Source organism: Neobacillus vireti (genome assembly GCF_036962465.1).
Lineage (GTDB): Bacteria > Bacillota > Bacilli > Bacillales > Cytobacillaceae > Neobacillus > Neobacillus vireti_B.
Genome location: NZ_JBALNF010000021.1, coordinates 118,970 through 136,706, shown reverse-complemented (window position 1 = coordinate 136,706; position 17,737 = coordinate 118,970). Strand labels below are relative to the sequence as shown.

The following is a 17,737-nucleotide window of genomic DNA, read 5'->3' as shown; positions in this document are numbered from 1 at the left end:
GACCGTTATGAACCCCTCTAACAGCTCGACTCGTCCATCTATTAGGCAGCCCATTACCCCTTACCGCTAATAATACCCATAGCTTATGTTTACTTCACTTTACTAAATACAAAGAAAAGCACCAGCCTTAAAGCCGGTACTTCTCTCCCCTGGATTATATTTGATTCTTTAACTTTTCAAGTTCCTTACTTAGCTCTTCCTCGCTCACATAGCTATCGTATGCTGCATCAATCTGGGCTAATGGAGCTGTAAATTGATTTCCCGCCTGGACTTCCGCTTCCATCATTAAAATCCTATCTTCGGCACGGGCCACGCCTCTCGCAATATCATCGGTATGGAAGGACACCGTTGCTTTCTGAATTTGTTTCATCGACTGTGCAACATTGGCACGGGAAGCCAGCAAGACTTTTTTATGCTGCAATTGATTGTACGTTTCCTTCAGCTCGTCCAATTTTTCAACAAGGATTTTGGTTTGTCCCTTAAGCGCCTCTAGTTGCTCCTGATATAAATGCAGCTGCTTTTCTTGGGTGAGCTTTTCTTGCACAGCCAATTTTGCGATTGCTTCTTCGCCATGTTCAATTGCTAGCTTGGCTTGACGAGTCCGTTTATCTACTAAAGTTTTCAATTGCGAAATGAGGATTGCTTGCTTTTTTTCTACAAAAATTTGTCTAGCTAGGGCTTTCTGGCCTTTGACAATTTCCTGTTCCATCTCCCTAGAATATTCATTTAACATCGCAATCGGATCTTCGATACCGTCTAGTAATCCATTCAATTCCGCCATTGTAATTGTTTTTAATCGTTTAAAAATACCCATGTTATTCATTCTCCTTTTTTGTTAATAGATTTTTTTCCCATTGATCTAAAATACTCGCATTTTGGTTTGTTACGGGTATGTGTGAACCGACAAGTGAAGTGTCAATAAACTGCTTCATGGACGAGGCTTTTGACTTCTTTCTAAACCATCTTACTAATAGAACGAGAACGGCTAGTCCAATAATTAGGAAAAGCCAAGGAAATCCGCCTTCATGGTGGGCACCATTCATCATGTGATGATGATCGAAACCGCCTCTCTGCCTCATGCCACCTTGCTGCGGTAATCCGCCCTGTTGACCTGTTCCGCTTGATGGGGTCATTCCACCAGGACGCCGTCCTCCTTCTCGGCCTCTATCGCCTCCTAATAGAAAGTGGACCACATTGAACACCAAAACGGCAGCTGCAACAATCACTCCCCAAAAAACACCCTTTTTTACTCTTGTATTCATATCCTTATCTCCTTTCGTTACTTGATAGATTGAATAATAATAGAGTTTGGTGAAAACTTGGTGAAAAAGAGGGAGCATGGGGACGGTTCTTTTGCTTCGGAAGCATGAGAACCCTTTCAAGCTTTTTGTAAAGGGTTTCATACAAAGGTTCATATTTATGTCACATTTATTGTGAAAAACTTCACAAACTAGTGATATACTAACACCATCAAGTTGTTAATTTAGTCATGACATCAAGGATAGCTTATCTAGTTTATTAAATTTCATATAAAGAGGAGAAATCATCATGGAAAACAGAAATAAGAAAGTAAATCGAGTAGTGTTAATTGGAACAGGTGCAGTCGGATGCAGTTATGCTTACTCTATGATTAATCAAGGTGTAGCAGAGGAATTAGTTCTCATTGATGTGAATGAAGCAAAATCAGAAGGCGAAGCGATGGACCTTAATCACGGAATCCCATTTGCTCCATCTCCGATCAACGTATGGAGCGGTACTTACCAAGATTGTGAAACGGCGGACTTAGTGGTTATTACAGCGGGACTAGCGCAAAAACCAGGTGAAACTCGCTTACAATTAGTCGAAAAGAACACAAAAATCTTTAAAGAAATCGTAAAAAACATCATGGCGAGTGGCTTTGACGGTATCTTCTTGGTCGCAACCAACCCAGTCGACATTTTAACCTATGTGACTTGGAAAGAGTCTGGTCTGCCAAAAGAGCGGGTGATTGGTTCTGGTACCGTCTTAGATTCAGCTCGTCTCCGTTTTGCGCTTGGCCAGCATTTCAACATGGATACACGGAATGTTCATGCGTATATCATCGGGGAACACGGGGACACGGAACTTCCGGTTTGGAGCCGTGCTTCAGTAGGGGTGGAAAGACTTGAAGAACTCCCAGCTGAAAAACTGAACAAAGAATGCTTAGAAAACATTTTCGTTAATGTCCGTGATGCGGCTTACCATATCATCGAACGAAAAGGTGCTACCTATTATGGCATCGGCATGTCCCTTGTCCGGATTACCAAAGCAATTTTAAATAATGAAAACTGTATCTTAACAGTATCTTCTTATTTAGATGGCCAATATGGACAACAAGATGTGTTTATCGGCGTTCCAGCTGTCATTAACCGTGGCGGAATCCGTGAAGTGATCGAAATCGACTTAAATGAAAAAGAAAAACAGCAATTTAACCACTCTGTTACTGTATTAAAGGAAACCATGCAACCTGTAATCTAAGTAGACCTTTGTCAGAGATGAAATCTCTTAATGAAAGCAGATGAAAATATGAAAACGATCAATCATACTAAAAAAGGTTATTTTATGATGGCGGTTTTATGGCTTGCCTATGTAACCTTTGCGATGAACTGGGTGGCAGGATCTTCCTTGACACCGCAAATCACCGAAACATTTTTCGGTGGACCGGTCGATCCGCTTATTTCTCAATTAGTGAACTATTCGATTACGACAGCGCGTGTATTTGCCAACATTTTAGCAGCCATTGTCCTGATGAAATTAGGACCCAGAAAAGCAGCAGGTACGGCGATTGGCCTGTTAATGATGGGGCTTGTGGCGATTTATCTGCCTAATTATTGGGCCTATACAGTCGCTCGGATGGTCATGGCCGTTGGAGGCTCGATGGTGATTGTCTACATGAACCCAATCGTAGCCCACTATGTAAAAAATTCAAAAACAAAGCTGCGCATAAATGCCGCCAATACAGTTGCCTATAATGCTGGTGCCTTTATTGTCGCCGTCTTATTCACCGTTTTTGCCAAGCAAATGGTCGCCAATTGGCGCGTAACGTTAACGTTTTTTGCTTCTTTAACGATTCTTTTCTTTATTGGCTGGCTTTGGAAAGCAGAGAACTTTGAGACAAAAGAAACGGGTGAAAAAACAGAGAAGTATGGTTACAAAGATGCGCTCAAGGATGGATTTCTCTGGCGCTACGGCTTGGCGTTTGCTTCCTTTTTAACGCTGTATGTCCTATCGCTCGTGAGCTTTAAAGCGATTTTTGACCAATATACCTTGTTAAATGGATCAGTGACAAACCTGTTAATTTCAGGCTTCGGTATTCTTGGTACGTTTGCCGGGATTACCATCGGAAATAAAGGGGTACCGCGGAAGCCAACCCTTCTGTTCTCTGGAATAGTCATGGTAGGAACGTTTGCCCTTGCAATTGTGTTCGCGAATAAAATTCCGCTCCTATCTTACACGCTTATTTCGATTTCCGGATTTGCGATGTATATCCAGTACCCAATCTTTTTGAATCTCCCTCATGAATTAAAAGGGATGACACCTCAAAGATTGACGATTATGTTCGGATTATTTTGGGCCATTGCCTACGCGGGCCAAACGATCGCAACCATTATTTGGAGCTACATTTTAGGATCTTCCGGATACACACCAGCCATGATCTTCTTCATCGCTGCCTCCAGCCTGTACATCTTCCTGGTCGCTACCTTCCCAGAAACAAGGCAGAAGGAAGCAGCTACAAAGAAAGCAGCATAATTGGTGGGAGCATAGGGACGGTTCTTCTGCTCACAGTTTTTGGGTGCATAGGGACGGTTCTTCTGCTTCGAAATTAGAATACATGCTTAAGTAAATTAAGGAAGTTAAAATAGCAAAACCCCCTTCGCCGAATTTGCGAAAGGGGGTTTGTTTTTAACTTTGGAGGAAGCAAGAGAACCGTCCCCTCGCTTCATATTCCTTTATTTTATTGATCCGAGTTGCGTGCCTTCCGCCTTCAAAGGGGGTTGTTAACCATATTTTCGCGATATCGCGGGCTAGGCCTGGGCCGATGACACGTTCTCCCATCGCTAAGATATTGGAATTGTTATGCTCTCTTGTTGCCTTAGCACTAAACGTATCGTGCACCAGTGCACAGCGTATTCCCTTTACTTTGTTTGCCGAAATACTCATTCCAATCCCCGTGCCGCAAATTAAGATACCTCGTTCTACTTCACCACTTGCTACCTTTTCCGCAACAGGAATAGCATAATCCGGATAATCAACAGAAGTGTCACAATCACACCCTAAATCTAAGTATTCAATTTTCATCTCTTCTAGCAATGAGATGACCTCATTACGAATATTTATACCACCATGATCAGATGCAATCGCTACTTTCATTTTACCTTCCCTCCAACAGTCCATTAACGTTAATCTTCTTTTTTCTCCTCGGAACAATCCTGACACATTCCATACCACGTTTTAACGCCTTCCGTACTTTCAACGACGTCAATTACTTCTTCACACACTTGGCAAATAATCGTACCTTGTTTTTCCATTAATTTCTCGCCCATTTTCGCTTCCCCCTAAATTTTTGGTTATTAAAAACTTATTGATTTAAGCAACAATAAAGCGCATACTTTTCTAACCTAAAAGCGTTTCTAGTAATCTATATTTATCCTGCTTATCCGCTATCTCAGAATTTACGCAGCCGAGTTCTTTATGAATCATTTTATTTTCTTTGATCCCAACAGCTAGGCCCGAATCTCCATTCATCAACAGTTCCACTGCCTTAACGCCCATCTTACTGGCTAATACCCGGTCAAATGCGGATGCATTCCCCCCTCTTTGGATGAACCCTAATGAGGTGGTTCTTACACTAATGTTTAATTTCTTTTCAATGTAGTGCTGCAAGTCTGGCAAATCATACATTCTTTCTGTAACGATGACCAGGTTATCATTTCTTCCATTACTCATTCTCGAACGTAATTTTGAACAAATCGAATATAAATCTAATGGATGTTCTGGAGTAGATATGATTTCTCCTCCACCTGCTAAAGCAGCATATAAAGCTAAATCACCGCAATATCTTCCCATCACTTCGACAATCGTTGTCTTATCATGAGAATAATCCGTATCCTTAATTTTACTGATACACTCCAATACCGTATTTAAAGTGGTGTCAAATCCGATTGAATAATCGGTATAAGCTAAATCATTGTCAATGGTTCCAGGGATTCCAATCACATTTATACCTAATTTATGTAACTTTTCGGCCCCTTTAAAAGATCCTTCCCCACCTATGACAATCAAGGAGTCTATACCGAGATCTTCCAATATAGTAACAGCCTTCTTACGTCCTGTTTCCTCCATAAATTCTATGGATCTGGACGTTTTTAAAATCGTTCCTCCGCGTTCAGCTATATCTTCTACTTCTTGGGATGTTAATGGATGAATTTTACCATTCAATAAACCTTGGAATCCGCCCTGTATCCCCATTACTTCCATATTATAATGACTTGCTGCTTTTACTACTGCCCTTATAGCCGCATTCATTCCCGGGGCATCGCCGCCACTTGTTAGAACCCCTAGCTTCTTCATGACCCATACACCTCATATGCAATTCAGCATTTTATTGACTGATTAAATTCTGTAATGACCGATTTTCTTAACTAGATTTTTTCAATTTATATTCGACACTCTTACTTTGAACCTTTCCTGACTGTTTTACCAAGAAAACTATAATACAAGAACTGATGAGCATACTCACACCTAAGAAAACCATACTTGTATGAAAAGATCCCGTTGTATCTTTAATATAGCCCACAATGTAAGGTCCAAAGAATCCACCAAGATTTCCGATACTATTGATAAGGGCAATCGCGCCTCCTGCTGCAGCCCCAGTTAAGAAAGAAGGTGGAATGGCCCAAAATGGTGCGTATGCTCCAAATGCTCCGCATAATGAAATGGTTAGAAATACAAAAGATAGGATAATGCTTATATCGGAAATATAACTGCTAACAATCATCGCAATGGCACTTATGGTTAAACAAACAGCAACATGCCAGCGTCTCTCATTCTTTTTATCTGAATGGTTGCCAACTAGTATCATCGTCACCATGGCTATAATATACATAGGGAATAAAATCCAGCCCATAGTTTGAGTGCTAAGAGATATTTTTTCAGATAAACCTTTCGAAATGGTTGGTAAAAACATGTTAATCCCGTAATAGCCAATCATCCAGCAAAAATATCCCGCTGATAAAATAAGAACGTCACGGTCCTTTAAAGCCTGCAGGAAAGTGTAGTGTTTTACTTGCTGCTTTTCAAGTTTCTCTTTTGTTGTAACGTCAATTAACCATTTTTTCTCTTCTTTGTTCAACCAATTTACTTCTTTAATTTGATCATCTAGATAGAAATAACATATAATACCCAAGATTACAGATGGAATGGCCTCAGAAATAAACAACCATTGCCATCCTGCCAACCCAAACCAGTTAACGCTTAGCAGGAAAGTACATAATAGAGCACCTATGGCATTTGTACTCGGTATGGCAACCATAAATCCTGCAATCGCTTTCCCATGATGTTTCGTTTGATAAAAACCGCTTAAATAAGAGACCATACATGGATAAAAACTCGCCTCAGCAACTCCTAAAAGGAATCGGACTGTGTAAAATTGCATGGGAGTCTGGACGAAAGTTTCTAAAAAGGCAAGGATGCCCCATGTAATCATGATCCTGCTAATCCATTTTCGCGGTCCAATTTTTGCCATCATCGCACTGCCCGGTACCTCTAAAAGAAAATATCCAAGGAAAAAAATTCCGGCTCCAAATCCGAAAATAGCATTCGAAAAACCTAAATCATTGTTTAATTGCAGGGCTGCATATCCAATATTCACCCTATCAAGTACAGATATTGAAAAACATAAAAATAAAAATGGAATTAATCGTAACGTAACTTTTTTAGTAGCTGAACGCTCAAGTGCATGTTGATCCAAAATAATTCCCCCTCATGATGTTATCCCTTCCTTATTCCATACTTTCATCCAATTAAGGTTACAGGGAATTAAATTCTCCTTGGAAAAGTACCTCTTCCGGTAAAATTTAGACTATTAAACAAATTGCAAACCCATTCATGAAACGCTTTCAATAGAACTTAAAAATATACTTTCACACACAGATAGATAGGATGTTCAATGATTCTCTATAAATGGCAACCTCATAGTCTCCGATTATTAAAATTCTGTAGGCGATTTTTTACTCATTTTGTCTACTTGTATACTAAGTTACCTTTATTTTTGTGTTAAGTATATCTTTGCATGTAAGGGTTGTCAATACGATTTAGGGGTAAAACTTAATAGTCTAATCTTTCCAATACCGATCATATAAGTTTTTCATATGTTTATTCATGACTTCTACTGCCTCTTTTTCGTCGTGGTCCTCAATCGCTTTTATTAGTAATTGATGCTCTTTAAAATTAATGTCACGATAATCCGGTCGAGTGACCGTTCGATCCCGAATAAATTTCCACATTTCTTGTTGTTTCATGGCATTACTAATAGCGGCCATAATATTAATTAGTAAGTCATTGTGAGAGGCTTTTGCAATACTAAAATGTAATTTGTGGTCTGTTTCTGGTACATAAACTCCAGCCATGGTTTCATTCTTCATCTCTTCGATGGTCGAACGAAGTTCCTCAATATGTTCATCCGTTGCTCTTTGAGCAGCAAATTTTATAATGAGAGGCTCTATAGTCATCCTTGCTTCAACAATATCTTCTGGGGATATTGATTTAAAAAAAATGGCAGATTCAGAATGATCAGGTGTGATTTGGTTACTTTTCACATAAACTCCTTCACCTTGACGGGAATAGACAAACCCATTTAATTCCAATGCACTTAAGGCCTGTCGAATGGGAACACGGCTTACACCGAATAGTTCGCACAACTCTCTTTCGGCAGGAAGTTTATCGCCTTTTTTAAAGGAACCCAATTCGATTTCAGAAAGGATTTGATGATAAATTTGCATATATAATTTCTTACTGGCCACTGGATTAAAATTAATAACAACCACTCCTCTCCGTAAAGTGTCCACCTGAAATTACACAGGCATTCCTAACTGGAATGCCTGTACAGTAAGGTTAAAATTAATCCATGTGTGATCCGCCATTAATATCAATTTCTTCTCCTGTAATGTAGGATGCTTCTTTTGAAACTAAGAAAGCAATCGTTGCCGCAATCTCTTCCGTCTCACCTGGTCTTCCCATTGGAATTCCGTCGATCACTTTCTTTGCTTCCTCTTCAGGAAGGGACTTCCAAATGTCTGTATTAACAAGACCAGGTGCTACACAGTTTACGGTGATTCCATCAAGGGCGACTTCACGCGCAAGATTCTTCGAGAATCCTAATACGGCAGCCTTTGAAGCGGAATAGTGCGGTCCGCCAAATACGCCGCCGCCTCGTTTAGCAGAAACGGATGAAAGACTAACAATTCTGCCATACTTTTGTTCTTTCATCGGTTTTAGTACAGCTTGGGAGCATAAGAACAGACCAAACATGTTTACATTAAATACTCGGTTGATGTCCTCATATGTCATATCTTCAACGGTTACCTTTTGTGAGATTCCAGCATTATTTACAAGGATATCAATTCTGCCAAAGCTTTCGAGAACCTTTTCTACCATGGCCTCATTCGACTCTTTACTGGTGACATTCAGTTCTACTCCTAACGCCTTTCCGCCTGCTTCCTCAATCGCATTGACGGTATCCTGAATTCCTTCCATATTAAGGTCAGCCACAACTACTGCTGCTCCTTGTTTTGCAAGGGTTAGTGCAATTGTACGTCCAATTCCCCTTTTTGAACCACTGCCTGTAACGATTGCTACTCTATTGTTTAATTCAAACATGTTTCTTCTCTCCTCGATGATTTTTTAGTTTTTTACTAGATCTTTTGCTGTAGATACAATATTTTCAATCGTAATCCCATTTAGCTCTAACAACTTTTCATACGGAGCGGATTGCCCAAACTGATCCTGAACTCCAATTCTTCTTACAATCCCCTTGCCTTCCTCGGCCACTACTTCACATACGGCACTTCCTAAACCATTTAAAATATTATGATCCTCAACAGTAATGATTTTTCCAATATTTAAACATTCTACGACAGCTTCCCGATCTAGCGGCTTTATCGTATGCATGTCTAATAGTTTTACAGATATTTTTTCTTCTTCTAATCGCTTGGCAGCTTCTAAAGCGAGATAGACAGTGTCACCATTTGCAATAATCGCAATATCTTTTCCGTCCTTAATCTGCTTTGCTTTTCCAATCGTAAATTCTTCATTTTCATCATATAACATCGGTACTGTATCTCTCGTAAAACGAAGGTATACCGGACCATACATTTCAGCCGCTTGTTCGACTAATTTTCTAGTAGAATGATAGTCAGCACCCATAATAACCGTCATATTTGGAATGGTTCTTAGTACACCCATATCTTCAATAGCTTGATGACTTGCCCCATCATTCGCTGGAGTAAGTCCGCCATGAGAACAAGCAATTTTTACATTTAGGTTCGGATAACAAATTTCTTGTCTGATCTGCTCCGCCATTCTTAATGAACCAAATACAGCGTAAGTGCTTACAAATGGGATCTTACCTGTTGTCGCAAGTCCTGCCGCTAATCCAGCGCCATTTTGTTCTGCTATACCAACATTTACATGCTGATTTGGAAATTTATTTGCAAATGCGGTAGTCTTACATGATTTACCGATATCAATATCCACCACATAAATATTTTTATTTTTTTCCCCTAAACGGACAATTTCATCACCGAATGCTTCTCTGGTAGCTTTTTTAAGTAAAATATCTTTTTCCATTAAGCTCATTATTTTAACCCTCCTACTACTTCTTCAATTGCATTCAGAAACTCGACATCATTCGGAGCAACACCATGCCATCCACATGAATGTTCCATAAAAGAAACTCCCTTACCTTTTACTGTGTTAAGAACAATACATTTTGGCTTTCCGTTTTTAACTTCACGAATATCATCTAGTGTTTCAACAATCTCTTCCATCGAGTGTCCATTGATTCTTTTCGTTTCAAAGCCAAACGCCGCAAATTTCTTTTCTAAATCTTGGTTTGGCATAATTTCTTCGGTTGTACCATCAATTTGCAATCCATTATCATCAACAAAAACAACTAAATTATCTAACTGATATTTAACAGCACTTTGTGCAGCTTCCCAAATTTGGCCTTCTTGACACTCGCCATCTCCTAACATAGCGAACACTCGGTAAGTCTTTGAATCCCGTTTGCCTCCTAGTGCCATACCAACTGCGCAAGAAAGTCCCTGTCCTAAAGAGCCTGTAGAAATATCAATACCTGGACACTTTTTCATATCTGGATGCCCTTGGAATGGAGATCCATACTGTCTTAACGTGTAAATGGTGTCATACGGTACATATCCTCTTAAAGCTAATGCTGAATATTGAATTGGGCATACATGCCCTTTTGATAAAACAAACCGATCACGATCTTCCCATTGGGGATTATTTGGATCAATGTTCATTTCCTTAAAATAAAGTGCGGTTACCACATCAGCTGCAGATAAGGAGCCTCCTGGATGCCCAGATTGTGCTTCGTGAATCATCGTAAGAGCTGTTTTCCTCATTTCGATTGCTTTTTGCTTTAATTCTTCAATGCCAACAACTTTCATACTAGTCACCTCATCTAATTTTGATAACCTGTTACAATTACCTTGTTGTGTTCTTATGTTCTTGTCTACTTGTCTACTAAGTTAACTTATGAACTCAGTATAACACCGTTTCCATTTTTGTCAACACGAATTTTTTAAAAAATTAACCAATGGGCAATTCTATAAAATCTGACCTTTTAAAACAAAAAAACCTTCGGTCAACAAAAGTTGATCCGAAGGGCTGAGATTCATATACTTTTTAACTAGTTTTTTCTAATTTATTCTTGTCATTCGACTTTAAAATCTTGCCTGACTGTTTTACTAAGAAAACAACAATTAAGGAGCCCAGAATCATACTTACACCTAAGAAAACCATACTGGCATTAAATGATCCTGTTAAATCTTTAATATACCCAACAATATAAGGTCCAAAGAATCCACCAAGATTCCCTATACTGTTAATAAGCGCAATAGCTCCTGCAGCGGCTGCTTCCGTTAAGAAAGATGGAGGAATAGACCAGAATGGAGAGTAGGCACCAAATGCTCCACAAAGGGCGATGGTTAAAAAGACAAACGATAAAACAATACTCGTATTGGCCACCAAGCTGCTAATAACCATTGCAACCGCACTGGTTGTTAAACATGCAGCAACATGCCAGCGCCGCTCGTTCTTTTTGTCGGAGTGGTTACCAACTAGATACATTGTAACCATGGCACAAACATACATGAATCCTAACACCCAACCCATTGATTGGGTACTAAGGGAAGTTGCTTCTGTTAAACCTTTTGAAATGGTTGGTAAAAACATGACTATTCCATAGTAGCCGATCATCCAGCAAAAATATCCAACCGATAAGATTAAAACATCACGATCCTTTAAAGCCTGCAAGAATGTATAGTGCTTTACTTCCTGTTTTTGAAGCTTCTCTTTTGTTGTAATGTCAATGAGCCATTTTTTCTCGTCTTTATTTAACCATTTTACATCTTCAATTTTATCATCAAGATAGAAATAGCAAATGATACCTAAAATTACGGCCGGAATCGCTTCCATAATAAATAACCATTGCCATCCCTCCAGTCCTAACCAGTTAACTCCCAGTAAGTAAGTGGAAAGTGGCGAACCTAATGCATTCGCACCTGGAATAGCAATCATAAATCCTGCAATAGCCTTTGCATGATGCTTAGTCTGATAAAAACCGCTTAAGTAAAATACCATACATGGATAAAAACTAGCTTCCGCAACCCCTAAAAGAAATCGCGCTGTATAAAATTGCATAGGAGTTTTGACGAAAGCCATTAAAATAGCAATGATGGCCCATGTAACCATGATTCTACTAATCCATTTTCTTGGCCCAATTTTCGTCATAATCGCACTGCCCGGTACCTCTAAAAGGAAATAACCAAAGAAAAAGATTCCTGCCCCAAATCCAAAAACCGCATTAGAAAAGCCTAAATCTTGGTTCATTTGTAGTGCTGCAAATCCAATATTTACTCGATCTAGTATCGAAATTGTAAAACATAAAAATAAAAACGGAATTAATCTTAACGTAACCTTTTTAGTAGTTGAACGCTCTAATAGAAAATGATCCAAAATAATTCCCCCTATACTCTCTTAGAAATTTTGTAACCCCTTACATAAAACTTTTTAAAAACTTTTCATTCTTTCTTTCTACTAATAAAAGATGGAAGAACACATAGCATTAAAGCTACAAAAGTATTTTATATTTAAAATTTCAATAAAACTTTTATGGTGTTTTCCAATTTTTGATCTACTATATTAATAGCACTCTTGATATCTTCAATCGGCACAATCTTTGTTATAAACAAAGAGCTATCAAATAAATTAGCTTCTATTGCCTCAAGCGCAATCTCAAAATCCTCTCTCACATACATGTTGGAGCCAATTAATTCGATCTCTTTATTTTGTATGTAGGAAATGTCAATTTCCGGTCTTTTCCCAAAAAGAGCGACATCAGATACTTTTCCGCCCCTTTTGACAATCTTGAAAGAATCATTCAGGACAGATTGAATTCCAACCGCAATAAATACTGTGTCTACTCCTTCACCATCTGTCTCTTCTAATATTCTTTCAACTGCATCCTCATTAGTTGTATTAATGAGAGAAGTGGCACCTAGTCTTTTGGCAATATCTAAATTATAATCCAATGCATCTGTTATGAAGATCGTGGTTGCACCTGCGTTTTTTGCAGCGATCATTAAACCCAAGCCTATTGGGCCTGCTCCGAGAATAGCCACTTTATCGTTGTGACCGATTCCAGCCTTTCTAACAGCATGAACGCCTACTGCAAGGGGTTCGATTATAGCTCCCTGTTCAAAAGATATTTTATCTGGTAACTTTACAATTGTGTTTTCCGGAACAACGATATATTCCCCGAAAGAACCGATCCATTCTTGTGTACCTAACACTCTTTTTTCTTTACAAATATGATAGTTTCCAGCTTTGCAAGGTCTGCAAACACCACATCCATATTGAGGCTCCACTGTAACGCGGTCCCCCACTGAGACCCCCTTGACTTCTGACCCTGTTTCTACAACCACCCCTGCAAGCTCATGTCCTGATATGACTGGTGGGATTCGAAAAGGATGTGTCCCGTGGTAAGCATGAATTTCTGAGCCGCATATTCCAGTTACGACCACTCGAATTTTGACTTCATTAGCATGTTTTATTACCGGTGAACTAACCTTTTGTAAACGAATCGAAAATGGTTTATCGATGACTGCTGCTCTCATATTCTCCTCCTTTTTAAAAGTTTTTAAATTCTTGTTTACTTGTCCTCTTGTTCACTTGTCTACTAAGATGTTATGTATTTAATATACTTTTCCTGATTTTGTTTGTCAATAAGTTATGAAAATAATCTAATAATTTAGAAAAAAAGGATTGGTGAATGAGAAGGGATTAGATTAATAGAGAATTAAAAAATTCCCCATCACTATTTTCATGGGGAATTTAGAATATTGATACTATACAGTTTTGAAGGATTAATTCATTTAATCCTTCCAATACCGATCATATAAATTTTGCATATGGTTCGTCATTATTTCCACTGCTTCTTTTTCGTTACGATCCTCAATCGCTTTAATAAGTAATTGATGTTCTCTGAAATTAACGTCCCTGTAGTCTGGTCGAGTTACTGTCCGATCTCGAATAAATTTCCACATTTCCTGTTGTTTCATCGCATTGATAATAGCAGCCATGATGTTGATAAATAAATCATTATGAGAGGCCTTGGCAATAGCACCATGTAATCTCTCATCTGTTTCTGGTACGTATACGCCAGCCCTTGTTTCCTCTTCCATCTGTTTTATGGTTGAGCGAAGCTCCTCTATGTCTTCATCTGATGCTCTTTGGGCTGCAAATTTAACAATAAGTGGCTCGATGTTCATTCTTGCCTCAACGATATCTTCAGGGGTGATGGATTTAAAGAAGGATTGATCAGTTGCAAGTTGATTGCTCTTCACATAAACGCCTTCCCCTTGACGGGAATAAATAATTCCATTTAATTCTAAGGCGCTCAGGGCCTGTCGAATAGGAGCACGACTTACACCGAACATTTCACATAGTTCTCTTTCAGCTGGCAGTTTATCACCTATTTTAAATGAACCCGATTGGATTTCTGAAAGAATTTGATTATAAATTTGCATATATAATTTCTTGCTGGATACTGGATTAAAATTCATAATAATCACCTCTTTTTACTATTTGTACGTTGTATTCTAAGTAAGTAATTAGACATGTTTAATTATAATGATATTTATGCAAAAGAGCAATAAACTTAAAGTTTTAAAGGTTTAACCAAATGATTTACCTATACTCCATATAACATTTTCTTAAACCAAATAAAGGGGACGGTCCTTATGCTTCGGAAGCATAAGAACCGTCCCCTCGCTTACTAACTGAAACCCGCACTAAGTGCGTACCAGATCTGCTCCTTTACTAAAAGAAGGTTTGTTGTCAATCCCAGGTCAAAATGAAATGGCAGACTGATAAAGTTAAGTGTGAAGAAGTAGCCAGCAAACACGGTCTGGGCAAACAGGATAAGTCCTAAAATTACAGCTGGAACAAATTTCGTTTGAACCAATGCCGCCTTCCTCTTCGGATTGCTTCGCGACATAAATGATTGCCTGCACACCTTAAATGCACTAATCATTGACTGCATAAATAACACCGATGCTAGGAATATACTAAGATGAACGAGAAGCATTTCGACGTTAACATATACAGGTAAAACCGATACGTAGCTGAAATAAACAGGCAGGGCCAATAGAGCCATAACGGACAGTCCCCAAACCACGCCAAATGCGTTGCGGACCCACAACAGTAAAGCAACGACACTAAGTCCTAAATACAGATAAATAACTAAATGATAGTTTCCTCTTGTTACCAAATAAAACAAACCAATCGCAACCAGCGATGCGCCCGTGTAGCCTGCATACGAAATGAGTGCTTTTTTAAACAGTGAAAGATCACTCCCCGTCGTCTGGCCTGAACCATCCCGAAATAGACGGATTTTACCGCCTTCCAAGCAAACGCTTATGGTAAGATTGACCAAGTTATGAAAATGGGCTAAATAAACCCTGATAAAAGGGAGCATGCTCCCCACCAATGCGGCAGCCAAGTAGATCAGAATCAGCGTAGTCGTATCCAATGTAAATCCTCCTCTCTTTTCGTCGATAGAAAGAGAAGCACCAGCCTGTAAGGTGGTGCTTCTCATCCTGACTTATAATGCGGCCACTTTTTCCTTTTCGCTCTTTAACTTTTCAAGTTCCTTATTTAGCTCTTCCTCGCTCACATAATGATCAAATGCGGCATCAAATGTAGCTAACGAAGTGGCAAATTGATTGCCTGCCTGTACTTCTGCTTCCATCATTAAAATCTTTTCTTCTGCACGCGCTACGCCTCTTGCAATATCATCGGTATTGAAGGAAACGGTCACTTTCTGAATTTGCTTCATTGACTGAGCGACATTGGCGCGGGATGCTAACAAAATTTTCTTTTGCAGCATTTGGTTATACGTTTCCTTGAGCTGGTCCAATTTTTCAACAAGAATTTGCGTTTGTCCCTTAATCGACTCTAATTGCTCCACATATAGCTGCAGCTGGTTTTCTTTATTAATCTTTTCTTGCACGGCCAACTTCGCGATTGCCTCGTCCCCTTGTTCAAGTGCTAGCTTCGCCTGACGGGTCCGCTTGTCCACTACTGATTTTGTTTCAGCAATAAGTGCTGCCTGCTTTTTCTCTACAAAAATTTGTCGAGCTAAGGCATTCTGACCTTTGACAATTTCCTGTTCCATTTCTCTCGAATACTCATTTAACATGGCAATCGGATCTTCAATCCCATCTAGTAATCCGTTAATTTCCGCCATTGTAATTGTTTTTAATCTTTTAAAAATACCCATTTTATTCATTCTCCTTTTTAGTTAAAATAGTTTTTTCCCATTGATCCAAAATAGCAGCATTTTGGTTTGTGACTGGTATATGCGAACCTGCAAGTGAGGTATCAATAAACTGTTGCATCGATGATGATTTCGACTTCTTTCTAAGCCATCTTACTAGTAAAACAAGGACAGCCAATCCAATAATAAGGAAAAGCCAAGGGAATCCACCGCCGTGGTGCGGACCATTCATCATCTGGTGGCCCGCAAATCCGCCGCGGCCTCCCATTTCTCCATGGCCTCCTGGACCTCTAGCAAAAGCACTGCTTCCTCCTAGAAGAAAATGGAGTACGTTGATCACCATGACAGTTGAAGCAACGATGACTCCCCAGAAGATTCCTTTTTTCACTTTTGTATTCATCTCATTTTTGCCTCCTTTCGTTACCTGATGTAATGAATTTTAGACGGGAATGGTGAAAACTTGGTGAAAAGAGAAATTTATTTTAAAAAGATAAGGAATTCTTTAAAAATAGGTATCTTCTCTATCAATATTGATAAGAAACCAAAAAATAGTTTTGCTAACAAATGCCCCCCTTGTTCAAGGAAATTTTACTCATTCCTTAAGGATTCAGCTTAGGTTAAAAGAACCCTTTCTTCGTTAAAAGGATGCACAACCGACAAAAATCTAAGAACAATGTCGAATGCTGTCCATGGAGGTTACGATCCTCTTCTTTTTTGAAAGGAGGTGAAATAATGCACATCCGGCATTTCATTTTAATGGGGGTATTTTTAGGGGCGGCCGCTTTCCTGCCAAATAATGTATTTGCAGAGAAAAACGGAGCCGCCGGTCAACCGGAACCTCAAAACCCAGCAATACATACTCCTGTTGTAGAGAAAATCAAAAATCTACGGGTTACGGTAAAAGCAGCTCCCGTTGCACCTAAAAACGTAAATAAAAGTCAGGGTGGAGTAGTCCAAAAGCAAGTGACGAATCCCAGCAACCAGAAAGCCATGCCAATAAAATCTGCTCCACAGTCACCAAATAAGCCGAATAAGAGTATGGAAAAGGTAGTTCCTTCTATAGAAAAGAAGGTAAAGGCTTCTGAACCTGCAGAACCGGTGGCAAAGATGAAAGATACAGGACAAACAGGACGAGTAAAGACAACTGCTGTTACGAACAAAACTCCGGAGGTCCCTAAGTCACTTCCCTCAAATCAAACAAATTCTGAGGCGGAAACAAGCGGCCAGCCGCCAAGTTTAGAAGCGAAGTCTGCCACTATCACAGAGAATACTGAACCATCAGTATCATTAAAGACGGATACTACTCTAACCTTGGTGCAGAAACCGGTAAGTGATGCAGAAAACAAGACTCCATCTAACCATCGGAAGAATCTTGGGGACATTGAAATCATGAATATCCCTCCGCAGCGAGCGCAATCCTCGGGAGGGCAATCGAATGAACAGTTCAACCCAGGGGTAGGCACGACCATCTTTCCTGCAAATTTGTTTGACTGGGATGAATATTTTGGGTTGAACCTTGGCCCTATCTATACTTCGCGCCAGGCTAAGTTCTGTCATCAATGGAGCAATGCTCCACCTTCACCACCGCCAAAGGCAGCTCCTTTTTTCTTAACGTTTACCACTTATAACGATAATTAA

19 protein-coding genes are annotated in these 17,737 nt (G+C 39.4%); 3 read left to right on the top strand and 16 right to left on the bottom strand.

Going from position 1 to position 17,737, the window contains the following annotated elements; all coding sequences use genetic code 11:
• Window positions 1-154: 154 nt before the first annotated feature.
• Together V7077_RS09315 and V7077_RS09310 are read right to left on the bottom strand one after the other, a co-directional pair.
• A complete protein-coding gene (locus V7077_RS09315; RefSeq protein WP_335500685.1) occupies window positions 155-814 on the bottom strand; it encodes a PspA/IM30 family protein in 660 nt (219 codons plus the stop codon).
• 1 nt (window position 815) lies between these two features.
• A complete protein-coding gene (locus V7077_RS09310) occupies window positions 816-1,262 on the bottom strand; it encodes a hypothetical protein (protein WP_335500683.1) in 447 nt (148 codons plus the stop codon).
• A 286-nt stretch (window positions 1,263-1,548) separates the two neighbouring features.
• On the opposite strand from V7077_RS09310, the gene V7077_RS09305 reads away from it, so the two are divergent.
• Both V7077_RS09305 and V7077_RS09300 read left to right on the top strand, forming a co-directional pair.
• On the top strand, window positions 1,549-2,496 hold the full coding sequence (locus V7077_RS09305) for an L-lactate dehydrogenase (protein WP_335500681.1): 948 nt from the start codon (window positions 1,549-1,551) through the stop codon (window positions 2,494-2,496).
• A gap of 30 nt (window positions 2,497-2,526) precedes the next feature.
• Entirely contained in the window at window positions 2,527-3,768 is a 1,242-nt protein-coding gene (locus V7077_RS09300; protein WP_335500679.1) for an MFS transporter, read from the top strand.
• A gap of 153 nt (window positions 3,769-3,921) precedes the next feature.
• Here V7077_RS09300 and rpiB read toward each other — a convergent pair whose 3' ends face one another.
• The 14 genes from rpiB to V7077_RS09230 all read right to left on the bottom strand — a co-directional run bounded on the left by rpiB (window position 3,922) and on the right by V7077_RS09230 (window position 16,499).
• Window positions 3,922-4,389 carry a ribose 5-phosphate isomerase B gene (gene rpiB / locus V7077_RS09295; protein WP_335500676.1) on the bottom strand — a complete coding sequence of 156 codons (468 nt, stop codon included), beginning with the start codon at window positions 4,387-4,389 and terminating at the stop codon, window positions 3,922-3,924.
• 29 nt (window positions 4,390-4,418) lie between these two features.
• Complete coding sequence (locus V7077_RS09290; protein WP_335500673.1) at window positions 4,419-4,562, bottom strand: GapA-binding peptide SR1P; 144 nt, start codon at window positions 4,560-4,562, stop codon at window positions 4,419-4,421.
• A 70-nt stretch (window positions 4,563-4,632) separates the two neighbouring features.
• Window positions 4,633-5,589: a 6-phosphofructokinase gene (pfkA, locus tag V7077_RS09285; protein ID WP_335500671.1), complete on the bottom strand. Its 957-nt coding sequence runs from the start codon at window positions 5,587-5,589 to the stop codon at window positions 4,633-4,635.
• Between the two features lie 67 nt (window positions 5,590-5,656).
• Window positions 5,657-6,988 (bottom strand): MFS transporter, encoded by a 1,332-nt coding sequence (locus V7077_RS09280; protein ID WP_335500669.1) that lies wholly within the window; start codon window positions 6,986-6,988, stop codon window positions 5,657-5,659.
• Between the two features lie 364 nt (window positions 6,989-7,352).
• Entirely contained in the window at window positions 7,353-8,063 is a 711-nt protein-coding gene (locus tag V7077_RS09275) for a FadR/GntR family transcriptional regulator (RefSeq protein ID WP_335500668.1), read from the bottom strand.
• Between the two features lie 73 nt (window positions 8,064-8,136).
• Window positions 8,137-8,895 (bottom strand): SDR family NAD(P)-dependent oxidoreductase, encoded by a 759-nt coding sequence (locus V7077_RS09270; RefSeq protein WP_335500666.1) that lies wholly within the window; start codon window positions 8,893-8,895, stop codon window positions 8,137-8,139.
• Between the two features lie 24 nt (window positions 8,896-8,919).
• Window positions 8,920-9,873 carry a transketolase family protein gene (locus tag V7077_RS09265; protein WP_335500664.1) on the bottom strand — a complete coding sequence of 318 codons (954 nt, stop codon included), beginning with the start codon at window positions 9,871-9,873 and terminating at the stop codon, window positions 8,920-8,922.
• Window positions 9,873-10,763: a transketolase gene (locus tag V7077_RS09260; protein ID WP_335500697.1), complete on the bottom strand. Its 891-nt coding sequence runs from the start codon at window positions 10,761-10,763 to the stop codon at window positions 9,873-9,875. Before V7077_RS09260 ends, V7077_RS09265 begins: the two co-directional genes overlap by 1 nt.
• Window positions 10,764-10,944: 181 nt before the next feature.
• Window positions 10,945-12,276: an MFS transporter gene (locus V7077_RS09255; protein WP_335500662.1), complete on the bottom strand. Its 1,332-nt coding sequence runs from the start codon at window positions 12,274-12,276 to the stop codon at window positions 10,945-10,947.
• 134 nt (window positions 12,277-12,410) lie between these two features.
• Window positions 12,411-13,436, bottom strand: a complete 1,026-nt coding sequence (locus tag V7077_RS09250) for a zinc-dependent alcohol dehydrogenase (protein WP_335500661.1) — start codon at window positions 13,434-13,436, stop codon at window positions 12,411-12,413.
• Window positions 13,437-13,694: 258 nt separating this feature from the next.
• The gene (locus tag V7077_RS09245; RefSeq protein ID WP_420489626.1) at window positions 13,695-14,384 is read right to left on the bottom strand and encodes a FadR/GntR family transcriptional regulator; all 690 of its coding nucleotides are present in this window, start codon (window positions 14,382-14,384) and stop codon (window positions 13,695-13,697) included.
• A 212-nt stretch (window positions 14,385-14,596) separates the two neighbouring features.
• Window positions 14,597-15,352: a M50 family metallopeptidase gene (locus V7077_RS09240; RefSeq protein WP_335500658.1), complete on the bottom strand. Its 756-nt coding sequence runs from the start codon at window positions 15,350-15,352 to the stop codon at window positions 14,597-14,599.
• Window positions 15,353-15,424: 72 nt separating this feature from the next.
• Entirely contained in the window at window positions 15,425-16,102 is a 678-nt protein-coding gene (locus tag V7077_RS09235; RefSeq protein WP_335500657.1) for a PspA/IM30 family protein, read from the bottom strand.
• A 1-nt stretch (window position 16,103) separates the two neighbouring features.
• Window positions 16,104-16,499 (bottom strand): hypothetical protein, encoded by a 396-nt coding sequence (locus V7077_RS09230; RefSeq protein WP_335500655.1) that lies wholly within the window; start codon window positions 16,497-16,499, stop codon window positions 16,104-16,106.
• Between the two features lie 332 nt (window positions 16,500-16,831).
• On the opposite strand from V7077_RS09230, the gene V7077_RS09225 reads away from it, so the two are divergent.
• Window positions 16,832-17,737, top strand: coding sequence for a hypothetical protein (locus V7077_RS09225; RefSeq protein WP_335500653.1), 906 nt, complete (start codon window positions 16,832-16,834; stop codon window positions 17,735-17,737).